Annotated in this window: 21 protein-coding genes; 8 read left to right on the forward strand and 13 right to left on the reverse strand. The window is 43.4% G+C overall.

Annotated elements, in window-relative coordinates:
- Position 1: 1 nt before the first annotated feature.
- The 3 genes from JKP82_RS18595 to aceK all read right to left on the reverse strand — a co-directional run bounded on the left by JKP82_RS18595 (position 2) and on the right by aceK (position 3,928).
- Positions 2-1,453, reverse strand: coding sequence for a sensor histidine kinase (locus tag JKP82_RS18595; RefSeq protein WP_218398214.1), 1,452 nt, complete (start codon positions 1,451-1,453; stop codon positions 2-4).
- On the reverse strand, positions 1,447-2,130 hold the full coding sequence (locus tag JKP82_RS18600) for a response regulator transcription factor (protein WP_159532876.1): 684 nt from the start codon (positions 2,128-2,130) through the stop codon (positions 1,447-1,449). Before JKP82_RS18600 ends, JKP82_RS18595 begins: the two co-directional genes overlap by 7 nt.
- Positions 2,131-2,197: 67 nt before the next feature.
- On the reverse strand, positions 2,198-3,928 hold the full coding sequence (gene aceK / locus JKP82_RS18605) for a bifunctional isocitrate dehydrogenase kinase/phosphatase (RefSeq protein WP_159532874.1): 1,731 nt from the start codon (positions 3,926-3,928) through the stop codon (positions 2,198-2,200).
- A gap of 252 nt (positions 3,929-4,180) precedes the next feature.
- Here aceK and JKP82_RS18610 point away from each other — a divergent pair, with 252 nt between their 5' ends.
- Positions 4,181-4,567 (forward strand): response regulator, encoded by a 387-nt coding sequence (locus JKP82_RS18610; protein ID WP_159532872.1) that lies wholly within the window; start codon positions 4,181-4,183, stop codon positions 4,565-4,567.
- A gap of 127 nt (positions 4,568-4,694) precedes the next feature.
- Here the strand turns inward: JKP82_RS18610 and arsB are convergent, their stop codons facing one another.
- The 8 genes from arsB to JKP82_RS18645 form a co-directional block, all read right to left on the reverse strand.
- Complete coding sequence (arsB, locus tag JKP82_RS18615) at positions 4,695-5,708, reverse strand: ACR3 family arsenite efflux transporter (protein WP_218398216.1); 1,014 nt, start codon at positions 5,706-5,708, stop codon at positions 4,695-4,697.
- A gap of 64 nt (positions 5,709-5,772) precedes the next feature.
- Positions 5,773-6,492 carry an arsenical resistance protein ArsH gene (gene arsH, locus JKP82_RS18620; protein WP_159532868.1) on the reverse strand — a complete coding sequence of 240 codons (720 nt, stop codon included), beginning with the start codon at positions 6,490-6,492 and terminating at the stop codon, positions 5,773-5,775.
- Entirely contained in the window at positions 6,492-6,962 is a 471-nt protein-coding gene (locus JKP82_RS18625; RefSeq protein ID WP_159532866.1) for an arsenate reductase ArsC, read from the reverse strand. The genes arsH and JKP82_RS18625 overlap by 1 nt, the downstream gene beginning before the upstream one ends.
- 53 nt (positions 6,963-7,015) lie before the next feature.
- Positions 7,016-7,369 (reverse strand): metalloregulator ArsR/SmtB family transcription factor, encoded by a 354-nt coding sequence (locus JKP82_RS18630; RefSeq protein ID WP_218398236.1) that lies wholly within the window; start codon positions 7,367-7,369, stop codon positions 7,016-7,018.
- A gap of 122 nt (positions 7,370-7,491) precedes the next feature.
- Positions 7,492-7,752 carry a protein-tyrosine phosphatase family protein gene (locus JKP82_RS20935; RefSeq protein WP_258544436.1) on the reverse strand — a complete coding sequence of 87 codons (261 nt, stop codon included), beginning with the start codon at positions 7,750-7,752 and terminating at the stop codon, positions 7,492-7,494.
- Between the two features lie 81 nt (positions 7,753-7,833).
- Positions 7,834-8,136, reverse strand: coding sequence for a protein-tyrosine phosphatase family protein (locus tag JKP82_RS20940; protein WP_258544437.1), 303 nt, complete (start codon positions 8,134-8,136; stop codon positions 7,834-7,836).
- A gap of 57 nt (positions 8,137-8,193) precedes the next feature.
- A complete protein-coding gene (locus tag JKP82_RS18640) occupies positions 8,194-8,718 on the reverse strand; it encodes a hypothetical protein (protein ID WP_159532864.1) in 525 nt (174 codons plus the stop codon).
- 96 nt (positions 8,719-8,814) lie between these two features.
- Positions 8,815-9,555 carry a hypothetical protein gene (locus JKP82_RS18645; RefSeq protein ID WP_159532862.1) on the reverse strand — a complete coding sequence of 247 codons (741 nt, stop codon included), beginning with the start codon at positions 9,553-9,555 and terminating at the stop codon, positions 8,815-8,817.
- A gap of 314 nt (positions 9,556-9,869) precedes the next feature.
- On the opposite strand from JKP82_RS18645, the gene JKP82_RS18650 reads away from it, so the two are divergent.
- Both JKP82_RS18650 and JKP82_RS18655 read left to right on the forward strand, forming a co-directional pair.
- Positions 9,870-10,826 carry a sensor histidine kinase gene (locus tag JKP82_RS18650; protein WP_258544438.1) on the forward strand — a complete coding sequence of 319 codons (957 nt, stop codon included), beginning with the start codon at positions 9,870-9,872 and terminating at the stop codon, positions 10,824-10,826.
- Positions 10,823-11,467, forward strand: a complete 645-nt coding sequence (locus JKP82_RS18655; protein ID WP_159532858.1) for a response regulator transcription factor — start codon at positions 10,823-10,825, stop codon at positions 11,465-11,467. The genes JKP82_RS18650 and JKP82_RS18655 overlap by 4 nt, the downstream gene beginning before the upstream one ends.
- Before the next feature lie 99 nt (positions 11,468-11,566).
- On the opposite strand, the gene JKP82_RS18660 is transcribed toward JKP82_RS18655, so the two are convergent.
- The gene (locus JKP82_RS18660) at positions 11,567-12,715 is read right to left on the reverse strand and encodes an S-(hydroxymethyl)glutathione dehydrogenase/class III alcohol dehydrogenase (RefSeq protein WP_218398218.1); all 1,149 of its coding nucleotides are present in this window, start codon (positions 12,713-12,715) and stop codon (positions 11,567-11,569) included.
- A 240-nt stretch (positions 12,716-12,955) separates the two neighbouring features.
- Between JKP82_RS18660 and JKP82_RS18665 the strand changes: the two genes are divergently transcribed.
- The 5 genes from JKP82_RS18665 to ung all read left to right on the forward strand — a co-directional run bounded on the left by JKP82_RS18665 (position 12,956) and on the right by ung (position 19,638).
- A complete protein-coding gene (locus tag JKP82_RS18665; RefSeq protein WP_159532854.1) occupies positions 12,956-13,831 on the forward strand; it encodes a LysR substrate-binding domain-containing protein in 876 nt (291 codons plus the stop codon).
- 329 nt (positions 13,832-14,160) lie between these two features.
- Positions 14,161-16,626: a bifunctional aspartate kinase/homoserine dehydrogenase I gene (thrA, locus tag JKP82_RS18670; RefSeq protein ID WP_218398220.1), complete on the forward strand. Its 2,466-nt coding sequence runs from the start codon at positions 14,161-14,163 to the stop codon at positions 16,624-16,626.
- Between the two features lie 59 nt (positions 16,627-16,685).
- Positions 16,686-17,639 carry a homoserine kinase gene (gene thrB / locus JKP82_RS18675; protein WP_218398221.1) on the forward strand — a complete coding sequence of 318 codons (954 nt, stop codon included), beginning with the start codon at positions 16,686-16,688 and terminating at the stop codon, positions 17,637-17,639.
- A gap of 56 nt (positions 17,640-17,695) precedes the next feature.
- Complete coding sequence (gene thrC / locus JKP82_RS18680; protein ID WP_159532848.1) at positions 17,696-18,982, forward strand: threonine synthase; 1,287 nt, start codon at positions 17,696-17,698, stop codon at positions 18,980-18,982.
- Positions 18,979-19,638 carry a uracil-DNA glycosylase gene (gene ung / locus JKP82_RS18685; RefSeq protein WP_218398223.1) on the forward strand — a complete coding sequence of 220 codons (660 nt, stop codon included), beginning with the start codon at positions 18,979-18,981 and terminating at the stop codon, positions 19,636-19,638. The genes thrC and ung overlap by 4 nt, the downstream gene beginning before the upstream one ends.
- Positions 19,639-19,778: 140 nt before the next feature.
- Here ung and JKP82_RS18690 read toward each other — a convergent pair whose 3' ends face one another.
- The gene (locus tag JKP82_RS18690) at positions 19,779-19,955 is read right to left on the reverse strand and encodes a DUF3545 family protein (protein WP_013782890.1); all 177 of its coding nucleotides are present in this window, start codon (positions 19,953-19,955) and stop codon (positions 19,779-19,781) included.
- Positions 19,956-20,035: the final 80 nt, after the last annotated feature.

Genomic DNA, 20,035 nt, shown 5'->3' on the forward strand with positions numbered 1-20,035 from the left:
ATTAACGGGGGAAGGTGAATACTACGCCCAACCCGTGCCCTTGCATAAGCGGGTCGTGCACAAACCATAGTTTACCTTTGTGCAGTTTAATAATTGCCGAAACAAGCGATAACCCCAACCCGTTCCCTTCACAGGTTCTGCTTTTGTCAGCCTGAAAGAAGCGGCGTTCTAAACTATCAAGTTCATGTTCATCAACTCCCTTCCCATTATCATTCACGCTGATAATCACATTGGAAGACGTGGCGGTAAGTTGTAGCGTAACGGTTCCGCCATCAGGCGTGTATTTTATGGCGTTATCTAGCACATTCGCTACTGCTTGAAACAGTAAGTTTGGATCGCCGTAGAACTGAACTTTTGACAGTTGGCTAATAAGTTTAATATCACGGTCTTCGGCCAATGGCTGATATAAATCCTCTACATCAATAATCATTTCACTTAGCTCGGTTTCACAAAACCCTTCTTTTTTGTGAACCGTTTCTAGTTTGCTAATTCGCAAAAGACTGTTGAACATATTTAAGAGTTTGTCAGCTTCGTAGGTAGTTTCGTGCCGTAGTTTCTCATCACCAATATGTTCTAAATTATTGCGTAAGCGTGCCAACGGTGTACGCAAGTCATGGGCAATACTGTCGCTTACCGACTTTATATTGTTCACCGCACTTTCAATGGTATCGAGCATATGATTGAACACAACAGCCAGTCGACTTAAATCATCCCAGTTGCTGTCTATTTCCAATCGTTCTTCTAAATTACCAGTACGAATAATGTAATCAGCAGTTTGTGCCATGCGGTTAATGCGTTTTACCACATACAGCGCGACCGCAAAGCTTATGGCACCCAATACGCATAGCAAGGCAATAATTATCCAACCAAACGTTTTTCCTAACCACTGTGCACTGTATAAATCATCGATATTCCGGCCAACAAACAAAGAATAGCCGCCCCAATTTACCTCTTCATAAAGGATGCTGTTGGTTGAATCAGAGAAGGAATAGCGGGTGCTGTCTTGCGCGATACTCTCTTTTTCGCCGCTCAGTGCGGGCAATTTAATAATGCTTGTAAGGGTAGTGCCCGCGTCAACACTTTCACCCATGGCAATAGGCCACATTGGATAATTGCCTGCTACTATCTGGTTTTCGCTGTCGCGAAGCACCACAATTAATCGAGAAGCTGACAGCGGGTGAGTTGTATCGGCGTGTTTCGGGCCTATCGCTAGACTGGGCGTTGCTCTCAATTGGATATTGTCAATTACCGCATCAATGCCTGCTTGTTTATGTAATAGCGTGAATGTATAGGTTTCTGCATCAACCGCAGCGCTTGCCTCACGAATAAATACATCACTGCTGGCAAGACGCCAGAAGTAAACGATAAATAAAATAGCGACAAGCGCTAACGAGGTTAGTAATACCCCAACACGGAAACTAGAACTTCGGGTGAAGTTGCCTATTGCTAACACACAACAGGATCCGCAATTCTATATCCCGTGCCTCTTACCGTTTCAATAAGAGGGACGTTAAATGCTTTATCTACTTTTTGACGCAAACGGCTAATATGCACATCGATAACATTGGTTTGCGGATCGAAGTGATAATTCCACACTTGTTCCAACAGCATGCTGCGTGTAACGACTTTCCCTTGATGGCGCAATAAGCACTCTAATAACTGAAACTCTTTTGATTGTAAGTCTATTTCAGTATCACCTCTTTGCACCTTCCTGTTCACTAGGTCAAGCGTAAGATCACCCACTTTGATTAGTGTCTTATCGCCACTTTCACGTTCTCTTCCTGCCAGCCCTTCAACACGGGCAAGTAGCTCTTCAAACGCAAAGGGTTTGGTCAAGTAATCGTTAGCGCCTGAACGTAAACCTCGCACTTTATCTTCTACTTGGCTTTTCGCACTAAGCAGTAGTACAGGGGTAAGTACGTTGTCATTTCGTAAACGTTCCAAGATGGTAAAGCCGTCTAACAAAGGAAGCATTACATCTAATACAATAACGTCTACATCTTCGGACAAAGCTTCAGCTAAGCCCTTTTCGCCATCACGCGCCGCAATGCAGCTGTGCCCTTCACCAATAAATCCTTTTTCAATGTGAGCGGCAACTTTGGGATCATCTTCAACAAGTAGCACATTCATGATTTTGGTACTTCTAATTAATGGAGTTAAATATCAACGTTTATACATTCAATCTATCGTGTTGCGATCACTTTGGGTTGCTATCAGCACCCCTATTAAAACGGACGTTGGCGTTATATGGCGTAAAATGTTGAATGTCCCCACGCGCACATTTCATCTGTACTTCATGCCAGTATTCCGGGGTCATTAGGTCGCCATGTAGCGACTTTAAAATATCTTTAAGTTTCCGTTTTCCAACAATAAAATGCTCAAACTGCTCTGGGAAAACGTCACTAGGTCCAACCGACAACATGTCCATCGCATAAGGGTCATCTGATTTGGGTAGCGCCCTAAAATGACGTTCGTTCATTAAACATATTTCATCATAGTCGTAAAAGATAACTCTGCCATGTCGCGTGATACCGAAATTTTTATGCAGCATGTCGCCAGGGAAAATATTTGCCATGGCTATTTGTTTAATACATAGCCCTAACTCGTTTAATGCGCTACGTACTTTATCTTCATCTTCTTCTTGTTGAAGGTACAAATTAAGCGGAGTCATCTTACGTTCTATATACAAGTGCTTAATGACCAGCTCGTCTTCGGTAAATTCAAGGCTAGAAGCGCATGTTTCCTTTAACTCTTCAATGAGTAATGGGTCGATGCGAGACAAGGGAAAGCGAAAGTTAACGTACTCATGGGTGTCTGCCATTCGTCCCACTCGATCTGACATCTTCACCAACCGGTAGCAGTCTTTAACATGCTCTCGGGTGATCTTCTTACTTTCGGCAAATTCATCTTTTATAATTTTAAATACCACACCATATGAGGGCAGGTGGAACACCATCATCACCAATCCTCTTATACCAGGTGCGGCCTCGAAGTGATCATCGGAGGTAGCCATATGGTCGAGGAAATTACGATAGAAGACTGTTTTCCCGTGCTTGTAGTGACCCAGCGCCATATAGAGCTCAAAGTGTTTTTTGTTGGGTAATAGTTCTTGCAGAAACGCAGCGACTTCTGCTGGGTTTTGGGTATCAGCCATGAAGTAGCTTCTGGCAAAGCCGAAGATAACGCTTAAATCACTTCTGTGTGTAAGCAGAGCATCTACGAACAAGGTATGTTCATCACTGCGTTGCAAAGAGATTACAAAAGGGAGGGTTTCTTCAGGCATGCATATTCTGCCAATGAGATATGCCGATTTCCCCCTAAAAAACGTGGGCTTTAAAAGCTCAACCGTATGAACACTGGCCAATTGCCGTGTGGTTAATCGCTTTCTAAGTGCTTCTTCAAGGTTTTGCATGTCACGTTCGTAGTTTTCAAAAGGGATACCATAGCGATAGATTTTGAAAATAGACACGTACATCTCGCGCACCGTGGTGGTGGTATCGAAGCTGTGAATGACTTTATCTCGGTCTTGTCCGGGTAAAAAGCAGCGACTGGGCAATACAAACATCATGCTGTTGTCTATTTTGCGGTGTTTGAATAAACGCCCGATCACAGAGTTATAAAAGGTTTCGGCTAGCTCAAATTGTGGGTGGCCTTCAAGTTGTCGTGCGAAGGTTTTCTTTAAGTCTTGCCAAAACTCGTCATTTTTCTTGTGCACTTCAGTTAGGTGGTAAACATCGGCAATGGCATCTGAAAGGCTTTGTTCGTAAATGGTAATGCGCTCTTTCGATGCTAGCTGAATTTCTTTCCATTGGCCTTGTTCAAACCGTGATTGGGCACCTCTCGTAATACGAGTAAACCAACGATAGCTCTTATCAAAATGGGAAAGAACTTGATAAGCAACTTTTTTAGAAAGGGTTACATCCAGCATAATTTAACCTTTAACAATATGTGATATTCGATGCGGCGCTCTGTGCTTTGTTTTTAATTTTGGCTGCATATACCTTCTAAAGTAACAAATATTTACGATAAGCTACTGGAAAATTGGCCTAAAAGTGTTTTTTTATACTTTCGTTTAATATAATCTTAAGCCTACTTTCTTCATCCATGTTTTCGACAATATATTCAACGCTGCTAATTTTATGTGGCGATGTATGTACTAGTAGATTACTAAGAGTAGACCATGAGCTTTAACATTCTGATTTGTGATGATTCGGCGCTAGCAAGAAAAATGGCGCGCCGTAACTTGCCCGATGGATTAGCGAGTGAAATTTATGAAGCATCAAATGGTGTAGATGCGCTCGAGATAATGGGGCATCATCGCATCGATTTAGTGTTGCTAGATTTAACCATGCCGATACTCGATGGGGTAGGCGTACTTGAAGAAATAAAGCGCCGAAAAATAGAAGTGTTTGTTGTGGTCATTTCAGGTGATATCCAACCGGTGATGCAAAACCGTGTGATGGAGTTGGGCGCGCTCGCTTTTATTGAAAAGCCGCTTAAACGCCTACCTTTAGAAACCACATTAAAGCGTTATGGATTTATTCTGCCAGAAACCATGGTGTGCTAAACAAACACCCTAGCGGGTAGTGATATTGAGTGTTCATACACTAATAAATACAAAAAAAGGAGCTCATTTGAGCTCCTTTTTGCGTTTAGGTTTGTGCTAACTTTTGTAGCGCTAATGAATGCTTGTGCTATTCAAACCAATGGCGGGTTCTATTCGCGAACCATACCAGTGATAACATAACTGGTACTTCAACCAGCACTCCAACAACAGTTGCGAGGGCAGCACCGCTATGTAAGCCAAATAAGGAAATGGCAACAGCAACGGCGAGCTCGAAAAAGTTAGACGTACCAATCATGCAAGCAGGTGCGGCAACATTGTGAGGTAGTTTCATTTTTTTCGCCGCAAAATAGGCTATCGCAAATATCCCGTAGGTTTGAATAAGCAACGGAATAGCAATTAGCACAATGTCTTGAGGCTGAGCCAATATTGTTTCTGCTTGAAAGCCAAACAGTAAAACAATGGTAATTAGCAACCCAAGTACCGAGAATGGCTTAAAGCGTTCGATAATAGCGGTAACTGCTTGCTCGCCTTTTTTCTCCATCTTCTTACGTGTAATAACCCCAGCGATGAGCGGCAATACCACATATAGCACCACAGATAGAATTAATGTATCCCAGGGGACTGTGATATCGGTAACACCCAGTAACATAGCCGTGATAGGGGCAAATAAGATAATCATTATCAAGTCGTTAATAGAGACCTGGACGAGGGTATAGTTTGCATCACCTTTTGTTAAATGGCTCCATACAAATACCATGGCAGTACACGGTGCTACGCCTAGTAAAATCATACCGGCGATATATTCAGTGGCCGTTTGTGGGTCTACCCAGTCGGCGAAAATGCCTTTGAAGAATAACCAGCCAAGTAGCGCCATTGTGAAAGGCTTTATTAACCAGTTCACTACTAAGGTGAGCACCAGCCCTTTGGGCTTTTTACCCACATCTTTTATGGATGAAAAATCAATTTGAATCATCATTGGGTAAATCATGAGCCAAATTAGTACAGCAATCACCAAATTAACGTGAGCATATTCAAGGCTAGCTACTAGCGTAAAGAAGTCTGGAAAAAGACTGCCGATACTTACACCTGCAATAATACAAAGTCCTACCCATACGGATAGGTATCGTTCGAAAAATCCCATGAGACAGTGTCCTTAATGGTTTTTATGTCTTTCGTGTTGATAGTACGTGCGAGTATCGCGTCGACTAAATCGTTTTTTGGTTAACCCGTTTGCTCAATTCTTCTGCGCTTTCAACGCGCTCAGAATAGCGATTAACAAGGTGATCTTTGTTGTCGCGGGTCAGCAGGGTAAATTTCACCAGTTCTTCAACTACATCCACGATGCGGTTGTAGTAAGAAGATGGCTTCATCCGGCCATTGTCTTCAAATTCTAAAAAGGCTTTTGCCACCGAAGACTGGTTAGGAATGGTCAGCATGCGCATCCAGCGACCAAGCACACGCATTTGATTCACTGCGTTGAACGATTGAGAGCCACCACTGACTTGCATTACAGCTAAGGTTTTCCCTTGAGTTGGGCGCACCGCGCCAATGCTCAAGGGTACCCAATCGATAATACTTTTAATAATGCCTGTCATACTGCCGTGCCGTTCAGGCGAGCACCAAATTTGCCCCTCAGACCACATCATGAGCTCGCGAAGCTCTTTTACTTTTGGGTGGGTGTCATCCTCTGTGTCTGGTTGTGGCAAACCTCTAGGGTCAAAAATTTTAGCTTCACAACCATAGTATTCAAGCAAGCGCGCACTTTCTTCAATTACTAAACGGCTGTAAGAGCGCTCTCTTAACGAGCCGTAAAGCAACAATATACGCGGTTTGTGTTCAGAATACGTTTTTGCGAAGTCTTCAGCTGTAGGTGCAGGCGTAACGCTTGTCACTAAGTTATCAGAAGGTGATATTTTTTCCGACATTACTGAGCTCCTTTTTCCTGAAGCGCCTTTTTAACGTCTTCGATAGCAAGGTTACGAGATGCAATATCGCTTAGTGCGGCAACGCGGCTTTCGATAATATCGATGGTGTTGTAGAACGCTTGGGCTTTGTCTTCTTCACTACCTTCTAATTTCGAAGGATCTTCAAGACCCCAGTGCAACTTCAGAGAGTTGCCAAAGTAAACAGGACAAGCTTCACCCGCTGCTGAGTCACACACGGTAATGACGATGTCAGGTTGGTAGTCTTCAAAGTCGTCCCACGACTGGCTTTTAAGACCGTCGGTACTATAGCCACGCTCGGCAAGGTACTTTACTGACAACGGATGTACTTCACCCACAGGCTGGCTACCAGCACTACGTGCTTCTAACGATGAATTGCTTGAAGCATTAGTAATGGCTTCGCAAAGGATGCTACGGCAACGATTGTGCGTGCAGATATACAATATTTTCATTACAAAAATCCTGATGGTTTACGTCACATATTTGAAAAAAGTAAGAAGGGCGTTTAACAGCCCGCGTCATATTTAAGGTTGTTTAGCGCATCGCTAATATAGCCAGCGTTATTTGTGGCAGATAAATGAATCACTTCTTTGGCCCATGCGGGAAGCGCTGGGTTGAGGCGGTAATAAACCCACTTACCACGTCGGTCGTCAGTCACTAGCCCGCATTTACGTAAATCGGCCAGATGACGCGATATTTTGGGTTGGCTAAGATTGAGCGCGTCGGTTAAATCACACACACAAAGTTCGTCTTTAACACAAAGCATAAACAGTGTTTTTAGCCGAGTTTCTTCCGCTAAACATTTAAACAATGAAAGTGGTGAAAGCGAAACGCATGAAGTAGAAGTTGCTGCAGTCATCATTTATCTCAAATACGCTAAATCATATATGTTGGTATCGTATATGAATTTTCGTATGTGTCAAACTTAAATGATGTTTTACTATGCTCTTGGTGATGTCGCTACCAAAATACAATTAAAAATTATTGTTCAAGAGGCTCTACCTGTGGCGTTACAGAGGTAACGAGTTGAGCATTGTGGGTTTGGTTAAAGTCATCTATGACGGTATTAATAAATTGAAACCAGGTTTGATTCGGCTGCCAGATGGCCAGTAAGTCTTGTTTAGCCAATAGCTCTGATTCACCTAATGCGGTAATGCGGTACAAATAGGTAAATACGGCACCTCGCCAATTCAATTTACAATGAGTAAGCACCTTATCATCGGTTGAATTTTCTTGAGCCATATAGCCCGTATAGTCTTTGAAATTAGCGAGGGTAGGGTGTTCCCATTCAACTTGAATGTTGTGATAGTCAAGCGATAGTGCTTAAACCATTAGCTTTTCTTGCCCTCGCTCGCCGGGAATTAGATCTATAACCCTACTTATCCCTTCGTCTTTCAATAATTGAAAATGCGCAGCAGAAGGCAAACCAGAACTAACCATACGGTCGTTATTAACTTGATAGTTGGTTAGTGAGTCGAGAGTGACTTCAATATGAGGCTTAGTTTCTGCGCTAGCGTTAGCTTCTGCGTTTTTTCGTTTTGTGCTTTCAGCTACTTGGTTCGCGCATGCATTACTCAGCGTAAATGCGATAGATAAAACTGACGCCAAAGCGACTAACATTTTCATTATAAGGTCTCTTTATTGATATTTTTAAAAGGGGTAAAACCATTAACGATTAAAGCGTTACTCTTTGCTTGCATCTTTATGTTTTTCATAACGGTCCATAGCATCTTTTAACGAATTATAGCTTTCTTTTAGCTCAGGGTTGTCGACAATTAATGAACGCAGGTGCATTTGTGATTCAATACGCATGACGCGGGTTTGAATATCAACAAGGCCTTCGTCTGGAAGCCTGCCGCCTGTTGCCATTGCAGTACCAATAAGCTGTGTTCTTTTCGCTTTTATATAACGAGATTCACACTCTTTTCGCTTTATTTTTGAGCCTTTTGGTGCTCGGTAACGACAAATAACTTCGAACTCAGGTACATCATTGTACTTGTTGAAAACATCGAAAAATTCGTATGAGCGCTGCTTGATAGCGTACTTTAATTGATGCAATTTAAGTTTAGCGGTGACTTCTATGGTTTCAATGTCGTTTTCTTTTTCAGGTACCTGCTCAGAATCTGCTTTACTAAAACAGGGGGCGGACGCAGAAAGTAACAACAGGGTAATTAGTACGTTTAGCTGTTGTTTCATTTTATTTTTCATTAAATTACAAATCCTTTTGCATGATGTAAACACACTAATACACTTTTCTGATCGATAGCAAGTGCACTATGTATTTGATGATTTTTTAACGATTGATTACGAAGGGGCAGTTGGATTAAATAACGTAAAATACTTCCTGCTTAGCCAAATAATAAAAGGGACGCCGATTAAACTTGGCAATACCCAACTTCCTAGCTGAAGTAAGGGGAGGCTTTGAAATAGGCTGCGGCCACCGAAAGCGAAAAATGCCGTGTAGGCTCCAATGCCTGAGCCAATAATATGCCCGATGTGTTGAATGACCCATGCTCCTTTGGCAATGTCTTTTTTGAATGCATATCGCGCAATACCAATGCTGTTAAATAGTGCGATAGGCGCAAAAATTTGGGTCAGTGTAATGTTGTATTTTATGCCTTGATACAACGCAATACTGGCTACAAAAAATAGTGCAGTGGGTAACCATAAGTATTCAACCTTACGAAGCTCACCTCGGTTAACTTTTACCTCTAAGACTCTTTTAGCGTGCCTGACATTGTTCCAAACCAGAAGGCTTAGCATGAGCAAGAAGATATACTGGCCTTGAAGGTAAGCAAGAAAATACTCAACAGTTTCAAAGTGCGCCGGCATCGTCGGAAAGATAAGAAGGGGCGCAAGCAGCACTAATGACGAGCTAACTACACCACTGACTGATGTCAACGTCATCGTGGCCAGATAAATATTACCTATCTTTTTATGTTGTTTTCCGCCTTTTTTGGTAAAACATGGTCCCCAAAACAGTAACAGTGAACTTGCACCGCAAATAATGTGAAATAGAACGATAGCGCTGTGAATGTTTTGCATGACTTACACCTTAAATGTTTGATGTAGTCAGTTTGCCAATATCTTCTCTCTAGTATTAGTGCCGAAGGTCACAAGATAAAAAGTGACTTTTGGCCTATGTATTTATCGTCGCTTGAGGCAATAATAGGCGTATGAAAATACTCAAATTTTTTGACTTCGAAAGGACAAGCGCACTCATAACTTGGCTATTTGTGAGCAGTTCTGCACTTTATTACTCGTTTTCACACTATGGCGTCTCGTCGTCTAGGCCTTGGCTAACTAGTGCTGTAGTGGGTGGAATAGCATTGTGTTTTAGTGTTGTTACACGGCGAGATATGTCGTTTCCTCAGTGGCGAATACCATTGTTGGTCACATTGTATGTGCTGTCGGTGACTAGCTTATTTTTATTACCCTACAGTTATCTCGCTATTTTTCTGGTGATATGGTCAGCTTTACTGCCCTACTATCTAGCGTGGAAAATATGTTTGGCTGTTTCTGTTATAGCCGCTTTACCGCTAGGATTGGTCCACTCGTTTTATTGGCAAGACAGTTATGCATTGCTTACTGCTGCCCTATTCTGGACGTTCAATTTATTTGCCATGATGATGTCAAACGTGGCTATTAAAGAAAAAATGGCCAGAGAAAAGTCTGATGAATTGAATCGCCAGTTAATGAGTGCTCAACAACTTATACGACAAGCTGGGCAGCAGGACGAAAGGCTGCGCATTGCCAGAAATATTCACGATGTACTTGGTCATCACTTAACGGCGCTTACCATTAATTTGCAGGTGGCGTCCCATAAAGCTAACGCTAGCGGGCTAGATGAAGTAAAGGCGCATGTCGATCAGTGCCATAGCTTAGCTAAGCTGCTACTTTCTGATGTAAGAGAAGCGGTGTCCGATATTCGTGAAAATGCGGCCTTGGATTGGCAGCAAGCGGTGAGGGCTCTGTTTAAAGATTTGCCTCGGCCAAGCCTGCAATTATCGATTGCAGATAATGTCAAAATTGAAGATGTGACCACCGCTGATACCTTACTTCGTTGCGTACAAGAAAGCCTAACGAATACCATTAAACACACTCAGTCTGCGCAACTGCGTGTCAGTTTAACCAAGCATAAAAATAGCTATTGGTTGAAACTACAAGATGAACAAGTACAGGCCGAAAGCCCTGTAAAAAAGGGTAATGGATTAACCGGAATGGTAGAGCGAGTAGTGCAGACTGGTGGAACAATGAAATTCGGCTTTAACAACCAAGGTTTTCTTATTGATATTTTATTGCCGGAGCCAATATGAGTATTCGTGTTGTATTAGTTGAAGATCAAATGTTAGTGCGACAAGGAATACGCTCTTTATTGGCATTGGATGACAGTGTAGAAGTCGTGGCCGAGTGTGATGATGGTGCCCATGTTATTGATGCACTTAACGCTAATAGAGCAGATATTGTATTAATGGATATTCGTATGCCCGAGATGACGGGTATTGATGCTTTGCGTGCAATGCGAAAGCATAACATTGATACCCCCGTTATTATGCTAACCACATTTGACGATCATGAACTGGTTACTCAAGCGATGCAGTCGGGGGCGAAAGGGTATTTGCTTAAAGATGTCTCACTTGAAACCTTAATTGACGCAATTAAGTCCGTCGTTAATGGGGATACCCTCATTCAACCAAGTGTTACCGAAAAAGTACTTAAAGGGTTACAAGGGTTAGAAGTTAACTTCGAGTCGTTTGAACAGCCAGAAGCTTTAAGCCGAAAAGAAATAGAAATTTTACGTTTGGTGGCCGCTGGTTATAGCAATAAAGAAATATCTGAGGCTATGTTCAAGTCAACCGGGACGGTTAAGAACCAAGTGTCTGCCATTATGGCGAAAATGGGCGTGCGAGACAGAACTCGAGCCGTGCTTAAAGCATTAGAGTGGGGATGGTTGTAAATAGGGAAGATAACTATAGAAGAAAAATAAACAAGACCCGCTTGGGTTCTTCACCGCGGGTCTTGTTGAATATTACACGACAAATTTAGTGGTTAAGCGCTATTTATCCATGTGCACAACAGAACGAATACTTTCGCCTTTATGCATTAAATCGAACGCATCATTGATGCCATCAAGCCCCATTGTGTGTGTAATGAATTCTTGTAAGCCAAATTCACCATCTAGGTAGCGTTCAACAATACCAGGTAGTTCAGAGCGACCTTTCACACCGCCAAAAGCAGAACCACGCCATACTCTGCCTGTTACTAACTGGAATGGACGAGTAGATATTTCCTGGCCTGCACCGGCTACTCCAATGATCACCGATTCGCCCCAACCTTTGTGGCAGCACTCGAGTGCAGAACGCATCACATTCACGTTACCGATACACTCAAAGGAGTAATCTACGCCGCCGTCGGTCATTTCAACTATCACTTCCTGAATAGGTTTGTCGAAATTTTTAGGGTTAACAAGGTCGGTAGCACCAAGTTGCTTAGCAAGGTCGAATTTACTTTCGTTAATATCAATACCGATAATACGACTAGCGCCCGCCATACGTGCACCAATAATAGCTGAAAGCCCAATGCCGCCTAAGCCAAATATAGCAACGGTATCGCCTTCTTTTACCTTAGCAGTATTAAGCACAGCGCCCATACCCGTGGTAACGCCACAGCCTAACAAGCAGACTTCTTCAAGAGGCGCTGATTTATTCACTTTAGCCAAAGAAATTTCTGGCAATACGGTGTATTCAGAAAAAGTAGAACACCCCATGTAATGGTAAATTGGCTCACCGTCTTTCGAGAAACGACTGGTGCCATCTGGCATCAAACCTTTACCTTGGGTTTCACGAACCGCTTGGCATAAGTTAGTTTTGCCAGACGTACAGAATTTACATTCACCGCATTCCGCTGTGTATAAAGGAATAACATGGTCGCCTACTTCAACAGACGTCACCCCTTCACCTACCATTTCTACAATACCGCCACCTTCGTGGCCAAGTACTGAAGGAAACACACCTTCTGGATCATCACCTGAAAGTGTAAACGCATCGGTATGGCATACGCCACTGGCAACAATACGTACTAGCACTTCGCCTTTTTTCGGAAGTTCAACATCAATCTCTTCCATTTTTAACGGTTCACAAGCGGCCCACGCTACGGCTGCTTTAGACTTAATATGTGTCTCTCCATCTTTCAATGCTAATGACATGGCATGCTCCTAAATTAAAGTGGGTAGGTAAACAACACGATGTCGTTACCTATAATTTCTTACGTTATGGAACAGATTATAGACCTGAGACTCTGCTTTATAAATACAGATTTGGTAATTCATTATTACTTGAGTGTAATAATTTGTTGGTGTTTAATTGTAAGCTAATGGCGTCTTCTAAGAACTTTTATTGACCATAGCGCCATGCTAGAAATAATTGCATCAATAAAGGTAAACGCCATGACATGGGAAGGTATAGTAGAATTTTGTGCGGTGGCCAGTACTGGCAGCTTTACAGCGGCCGCTACTAAGTTAGACACGTCGGGCGCGCAAATAAGTAGAAAAGTCGCCAATGTAGAAAAGCGTTTGGGGGTTAAGTTATTTAACCGTACCACCCGAAGTGTGTCACTCACTCAAGCCGGGCATATTTATTTTGAACAATGCCAACCCGCATTAAAAGCACTAGAAGAGGCTGAGCTCAATATTAGTCAACTTCAAAAAGTACCCCAAGGGCTTATTAAGCTCACCGCTCCGGTTGCCTTTGGCGAAGCCTTTATCGCCCCGCTTATAAATCAATTTTTAAAAAAATACGAAGGCATAGAAGTAGAGTGTCGTTTTACTAACGACACGATGGATATTATTGATGAAGGTTATGACCTAGCCATACGCATAGGTAATTTAGAAGATTCTACGTTGGTGGCCAAAAAGCTGGCTACCCGACAGCTATATGTGTGCGCCAGCCCTGAATATTTAAATGCCTTCCCTGCACCCAATAGTACCGAAATGATTAGCGAACATCAGTGCTTAGTAGGATCTCAGCCCCATTGGCGGTTTAATCATGACGGGCAAGCGCAAACCGTGCGTGTTAGGGGAAGAGTGAAGTATAACAGTGGTAATGCCCTACATCATGCTGCATTGGCCGGACTGGGTTTAGTACAGCTTCCAGGATTCTATGTGCGTGAGTCGTTAGCAGCAGGCAAGTTAATGGAAGTGCTATCATCATATCGAGATAAGCGAGAAGCGGTATGGGCATTGTTTCCATCGAACAGGCATTTAGTGCCAAAAATTCGCTTGTTAGTTGATTTTCTATCTGCACAATTAATTGATGATGATTAGTTTTTGCTACTCGATTCTAGCATCGCCTGATTGATTATCGCTTAAATCGAAACGTGAAATGTTTTGTGTTTCATTTTTTGCAATACAGTATGGTGAAAACTGCGGTTGACAGATAGACGTCTATACGGCAAATTGACCCTATGAAAACGATTCTTCTTATTGGCACTATCAGCATTATGATTACCACCTTAAAACGGGCGGTCGCTGGCTAGTGCAAGTAAGCATAAGACAACGAAAGCCCGCCCTCACAGAGAGCGGGCTTTTTTTTACTCACGTCATAGTAACCGATTTAAAGCAGTAACCTGGCGTAACCGATATAGGAGCAGCACATGAAAGTCTTAAAGTTTGGGGGCTCATCACTTGCCGACGCACCGCGCTACTTGCGCGTGAACGACATTAGCACGGCCACCCACCAAACCGATGGCGCTGCAGTGGTACTTTCTGCCCCTAAAGGGGTAACGAATGCATTGTCACTTTTATGTGAGCAGGCAGCCGCTGGCGAAGATTTCCACCCTCTATTTGAAAAATTGACGTCTACCGTGACGGGTATTGCTGATGCACTAAACGAAGAGCTCAGCGGCTTCGCACACGCCGATGTTACCGACTTCATTCATGCGCAACTGCGTGTACTTAATCAACACCTCGATGGTATTAAATTATTAGGTGTTGCACCTGATAATATCGCGGCAGGTATTTTAAGTATTGGTGAGTACATCTCGGTAACGTTATTTAGCGGTATCTTAAGCGCTAAAGGCGTGAAAAATCGTATTATCGACCCGGTGACTTACATCCTTGCAGAAGGTGAGTATCTAGATAGCATTGCCGATGTTTCATTAAGTAAAGCGCGCTTTACCGATGTGCCTATCGATGGTAGTGAGTTATTGGTAATGCCTGGGTTTGTTGCTGCGAACGAGGCCGGTGAAAAAGTAACACTTGGACGCAATGGCTCTGACTACTCAGCGGCTATTTTAGCGGCTTGTATCGATGCAAGTTGTTGTGAAATCTGGACTGACGTAGACGGTGTTTATAATGCCGATCCTAATCAAGTTGAAGGAGCAGTGCTGCTTGATAAGTTAACCTATCAAGAAGCTATGGAGCTTTCGTACTTTGGTGCCAAAGTACTTCACCCGAAAACTATCGGCCCCATTGCCCAGCACCATATTCCTTGTTTAATTCGTAATACGCTGAACCCCGCGGCCCCTGGCACGTTAATCAGTAATGAAGCCAGCGAAAAGTGGACGTCGGTTAAAGGCATCTCTCAACTTGATAATGTCACTATGTTCAACGTTGCAGGCCCAGGTCTTAAAGGCATGGTTGGTATGGCAAGCCGTGTGTTTGAGGTGATGTCGAATGCGAATATCTCAATAAGCCTGATCACTCAGTCTTCTTCTGAATACTCAATAAGCTTCTGTATTCAAAGTAAGGATGCTGATCGCGCGTTAAGCTTGTTAGAAGATGCATTTGCGTTAGAGTTGCAAAACCAATTGTTAGATCCTATTGAAGTGCGCCACGATTTAGCGATTGTTACCTTAGTGGGTGACGGTATGCGTCATGCGAAAGGCTTAGCGGCACGCTTCTTTAACTCGTTGGCGCAAGCTCGCGTTAATAACGTAGCGATTGCCCAAGGGTCCTCAGAGCGTTCTATTTCAACGGTTATCGAAAACAAGCGGGCGAAAAAAGCGGTGAAGGTTATCCATCAGAATTTTTTCTCAGATCGCCATACCATTGATGTGTTTTTAGTCGGGTGTGGCAACGTAGGTACCGAACTTTTAAGCCAAATTGCAAAACAGCAACCGGCTTTACTTAATCGTAATACTCAGTTGCGTGTGTACGGTATTGCAAATAGCCGTAAGTTGTTACTCAATAGTCAAGGTATAGACCTAAATCAAGACTGGAAGCCAGCATTAGATGCGGCCAGTGAAGGGCTTTCCGTTGAACGTTTACAGCAGTTTGTGAATGATAACAGCTTGGTTAACCCAGTGATTGTAGATTGTACCAGCCACGATGCTATTGCTCAGCAATATGTAGATATGATGGAAAACGGGTTCCACGTAGTAACACCGAATAAGAAAGCGAATACCAGTTCACTAGATTACTACCGTAAGTTGAAGAAAACAGCATTATCTACGAATCGTCAGTATCTATATGAAACTACGGTAGGCGCAGGATTACCGGTAATCGACAACCTTCAAAAACTATTCAGTGCAGGTGATGTATTACATCGCTTTGAAGGCATATTATCAGGCAGTTTGTCTTACGTATTTGGCAAGTTAGAAGAAGGAATGTCGCTATCTCAAGCTACAAGTACAGCGAAAGATAATGGCTATACCGAACCAGATCCTCGTGATGACTTAAGCGGAATGGACGTTGCCCGTAAGCTTCTTATTATGGCGCGTGAAGCAGACTTAGAGCTAGAGTTGTCTGATATTGAAATAGAATCGGTATTACCAGCTGGTTTTGCCGAAGACTGCTCAATTGATGAATTCATGGCGCAGTTACCTGAGCTAGATGCGGAATTTGCTAAGCGTGTAGATGCTGCAAAAGCCGAAGGAAAAGTGCTTCGTTACATAGGCAGCATTGAAGGCGACAAATGTAAGGTAACTATTCAAGCTGTACCTGCATCTAATCCGTTGTCGCAAGTAAAAGATGGTGAAAATGCACTGGCTATTAACAGTGACTATTATCAGCCTATTCCTTATGTTATTCGGGGCTATGGTGCGGGTGGTACGGTAACCGCTGCGGGCGTATTCGCTGATATTTTACGTACTATGCCATGGAAGCAGATGGCGCACTAATTGGCTTTTTAAAAGTTAAAGGGCCGCTGAAGTTAAAAGAGTAATTAAAGAAAAGTATTATGAAAGCATTACGAGCATATGCGCCAGCATCTATTGGCAATGTAAGTTTAGGGTTTGATGTACTAGGTGCTGCACTTGCCCCTATTGACGGCACACGCTTGGGCGACGAAGTGGATATTGAAAGTGCTGATTCGTTTTCACTAAAGACCGTGGGGGCGTTTGCACACAAATTGCCTAGGGATGCCGAAAGCAATATTGTTACTCAATGCTATCACTACTTTTGTGTGCAAATGGAAAACGTGGGTAAAACCACCACGCCAGTGTCGATGACCTTATCGAAAAACTTACCAATAGGCAGTGGCTTGGGGTCGAGCGCTAGTTCTATTGTTGCCGCCTTTGTCGCTTTAAATGCCTTTTTCGATGCCCCTTTTGATGAAGACACTTTGCTGACCATGATGGGGGAATTAGAAGGGCAAATTAGTGGCAGCATTCATTATGATAACGTAGCACCTTGTTATGTTGGTGGCATGACATTAATGACTGGCGCTACGTCGCCCGTTACCTTGTCGTTGCCTTTGGCGAAAGATTGGTATTATGCTATTTGTTACTCTGGCATTAGCGTTTCTACCGCAGCCGCACGCGATATATTACCCAAGCAGGTTGATATGGCCACGGCGCTCACTTTTGGTCGCCAGTTAGGGGTGTTTGTACACGCCTTGCATGCAGGTGAAAATGATCTTGCTGCCTCGGTAATGAAAGATGTAATTGCAGAACCGTATCGTAAACAGTTACTGCCGGGTTTCGATGAAGCAAGAGCCTTCAGTGAACAAGAAGGCGCGTTAGCCTTTGGTATTTCGGGTTCCGGCCCAACCGTATTCGCCGTATGTGACAGTAAAGAAAAAGCGCAGCGTATCGTTGCCTATTTAGACGAACACTATATTCAAAATGAAGATGGCTTTAGCCATGTGTGCCAAATCCCTGAGCAGGGAACCACGGTTGGCCCTATCGCTTAATGAAGTGATACAGCAGCTAAATAAAATTACGGCACAACGATAAAAGGTATTAAAACGTGGAATTGGTTAATTTAAAAGACGCACAGGACACTGCCTCATTCTCTGAAGCAGTTAAAAGAGGGTTAGGTAAACAACAAGGTTTGTATTTCCCTACTCATATCCCGAAATTAGACAACATTGACGAACTGCTTGAAATGCCGTTCGCGGCGCGCAGCATAGCGGTACTTCGTGCCATTATTGGTGATGAGCTTAACAATGGCGAATTAGAAGAGATCGTGAATACCGCGTTTGCCTTTGGCGCGCCGGTAGAGCAGGTAAGCGACAATATTTATACTTTGGAGCTTTTCCACGGACCGACGTTGGCGTTTAAAGATTTTGGTGGTCGCTTCATGGCGCAAACCTTATCAAGAATTAGTGAAGGTAAACCAGTCACTATTCTTACCGCCACGTCTGGCGACACGGGTGCAGCGGTAGCGCATGCGTTTCACGGTATTGAAAATATCAATGTGGTCATTCTTTTCCCTAAAGGCAAAATTAGCGCCCTGCAAGAAAAGCTGTTTACCACCCTTGGTGGCAATATCCATACAGTAGCCGTTGAATCTGATTTCGATGAATGTCAGTCGCTAGTAAAAGCTTCATTCGACGACCCAGACATTCGTGAAGGTTTACACCTTAACTCGGCTAACTCAATTAATATCAGTCGCCTGCTAGCCCAAGTATGTTATTACTTTGAAGCGGTAAGCCAATTACCTAAAGATAAGCGTGATCAACTGGTTATCTCGGTACCAAGTGGTAACTTTGGTAACTTAACCGCCGGTATGATTGCCAAATCAATGGGATTGCCAATTAAACGCTTTATCGCTGCCACTAACGCCAACGATACTGTGCCACGCTATTTAAAAACTGGCGAGTGGGCGCCGAAGAAGACTGTCGCTACTATGTCTAACGCGATGGATGTTAGCCAACCTAACAACTGGCCGCGCATTGAAGCCTTAATCGAGCAAGGCTATGTTGATAAAGGCTGCTTAAAAGGCGAAATGGTAGATGAAGAGTACACTCAGTTGGCTATGCGCCAATTAGCGCAACTGGGTTATACCAGTGAGCCTCATGCCGCTATTGCTTACCGTGCAGTTAGCCACGACTTAGAAGACGGCGAAATTGGCCTATTCTTAGGTACTGCGCATCCTGCGAAATTCCGCGAAACGGTAGAAAACGTGCTGGGCACGCCTATTAGCTTGCCTAAGCCATTAGCTGATGTAGCCGGTGAAGACAGCCTTGCTGTTGATTTGCCTGCATCTTACGATGCGCTTAAACAGCATATGTTGGATTTACTAAAAGCGTGACCACATGGGCACAAGCATTGGGCAGTGAAGAAGATAAGCCTTACTTCAAAGCCCTAATGCAAAAAGTAGCATCTGAACGTGAAGCGGGTAAAGTCATTTACCCGCCCTCAGAAGATGTATTTAATGCACTCACGATGACACCGCTAGAAAAAGTAAAGGTGGTGATATTAGGACAAGATCCTTATCACGGCCCACATCAAGCTCATGGCTTATGCTTCTCGGTATTACCAAATATTAAAACACCTCCCTCGCTGGTTAATATTTATAAAGAATTAGCCAATGATATTACCGACTTCTCCATTCCGAACCATGGCACACTTACCCCTTGGGCCGAGCAGGGTGTACTGCTGCTTAATACGGTGTTAACGGTAGAGCAGGGCAAGGCACATAGTCATGCTAAGTGGGGATGGGAAACCTATACCGATGCGGTAATAGAGGCAGTTAACACGCACGCAGAAAACGTAGTGTTTTTATTGTGGGGCAGTCACGCACAAAAGAAAGGCAAGCATATCAGACGCACTAAGCATTGTGTGCTTCAAGCGCCGCATCCGTCACCGTTATCGGCCTACAGAGGCTTCTTTGGTTGTCACCATTTTAGCGACACCAATGCCTACCTAACCAGCAAAGGGCTTTCACCCATTTATTGGCAGGTATAGTCTTTGGCAGTTGTAGCCTCTTGAAAAGATCGCGGTTAACAAAAGGCAAACGCCTTTCTTTCGCAACTTTGAATGCCGCTTTAAAAAGTAAGAAACCAGAAAGTAAAAAGGCCGCCTGTTATTAGCAGGCGGCCTTTATATTATCTTTCCAGTGTTTCTAACTCGTATTCGAAACCACAATCGAGTTCGGAGAGCTCCTTTTCCAGTTTGAAGCGATCTTGAAGCGCTTCAATCTCTCTCCACTTGCGTTTTTTACTTTTTGTTTTCGCTGGGCTTGCTTCAATATCTAACATGGCAAATAAGTCTGATTTGTCCACTGGGATTCTCCTTTTTATTACCACTACAACAATACAGAGTTTGATTTTTTATTCCCTCTGTATAATTTTGTATCACAGCC

It is taken from the genome of Alteromonas lipotrueae (genome assembly GCF_019249215.1).
Lineage (GTDB): Bacteria > Pseudomonadota > Gammaproteobacteria > Enterobacterales > Alteromonadaceae > Alteromonas > Alteromonas lipotrueae.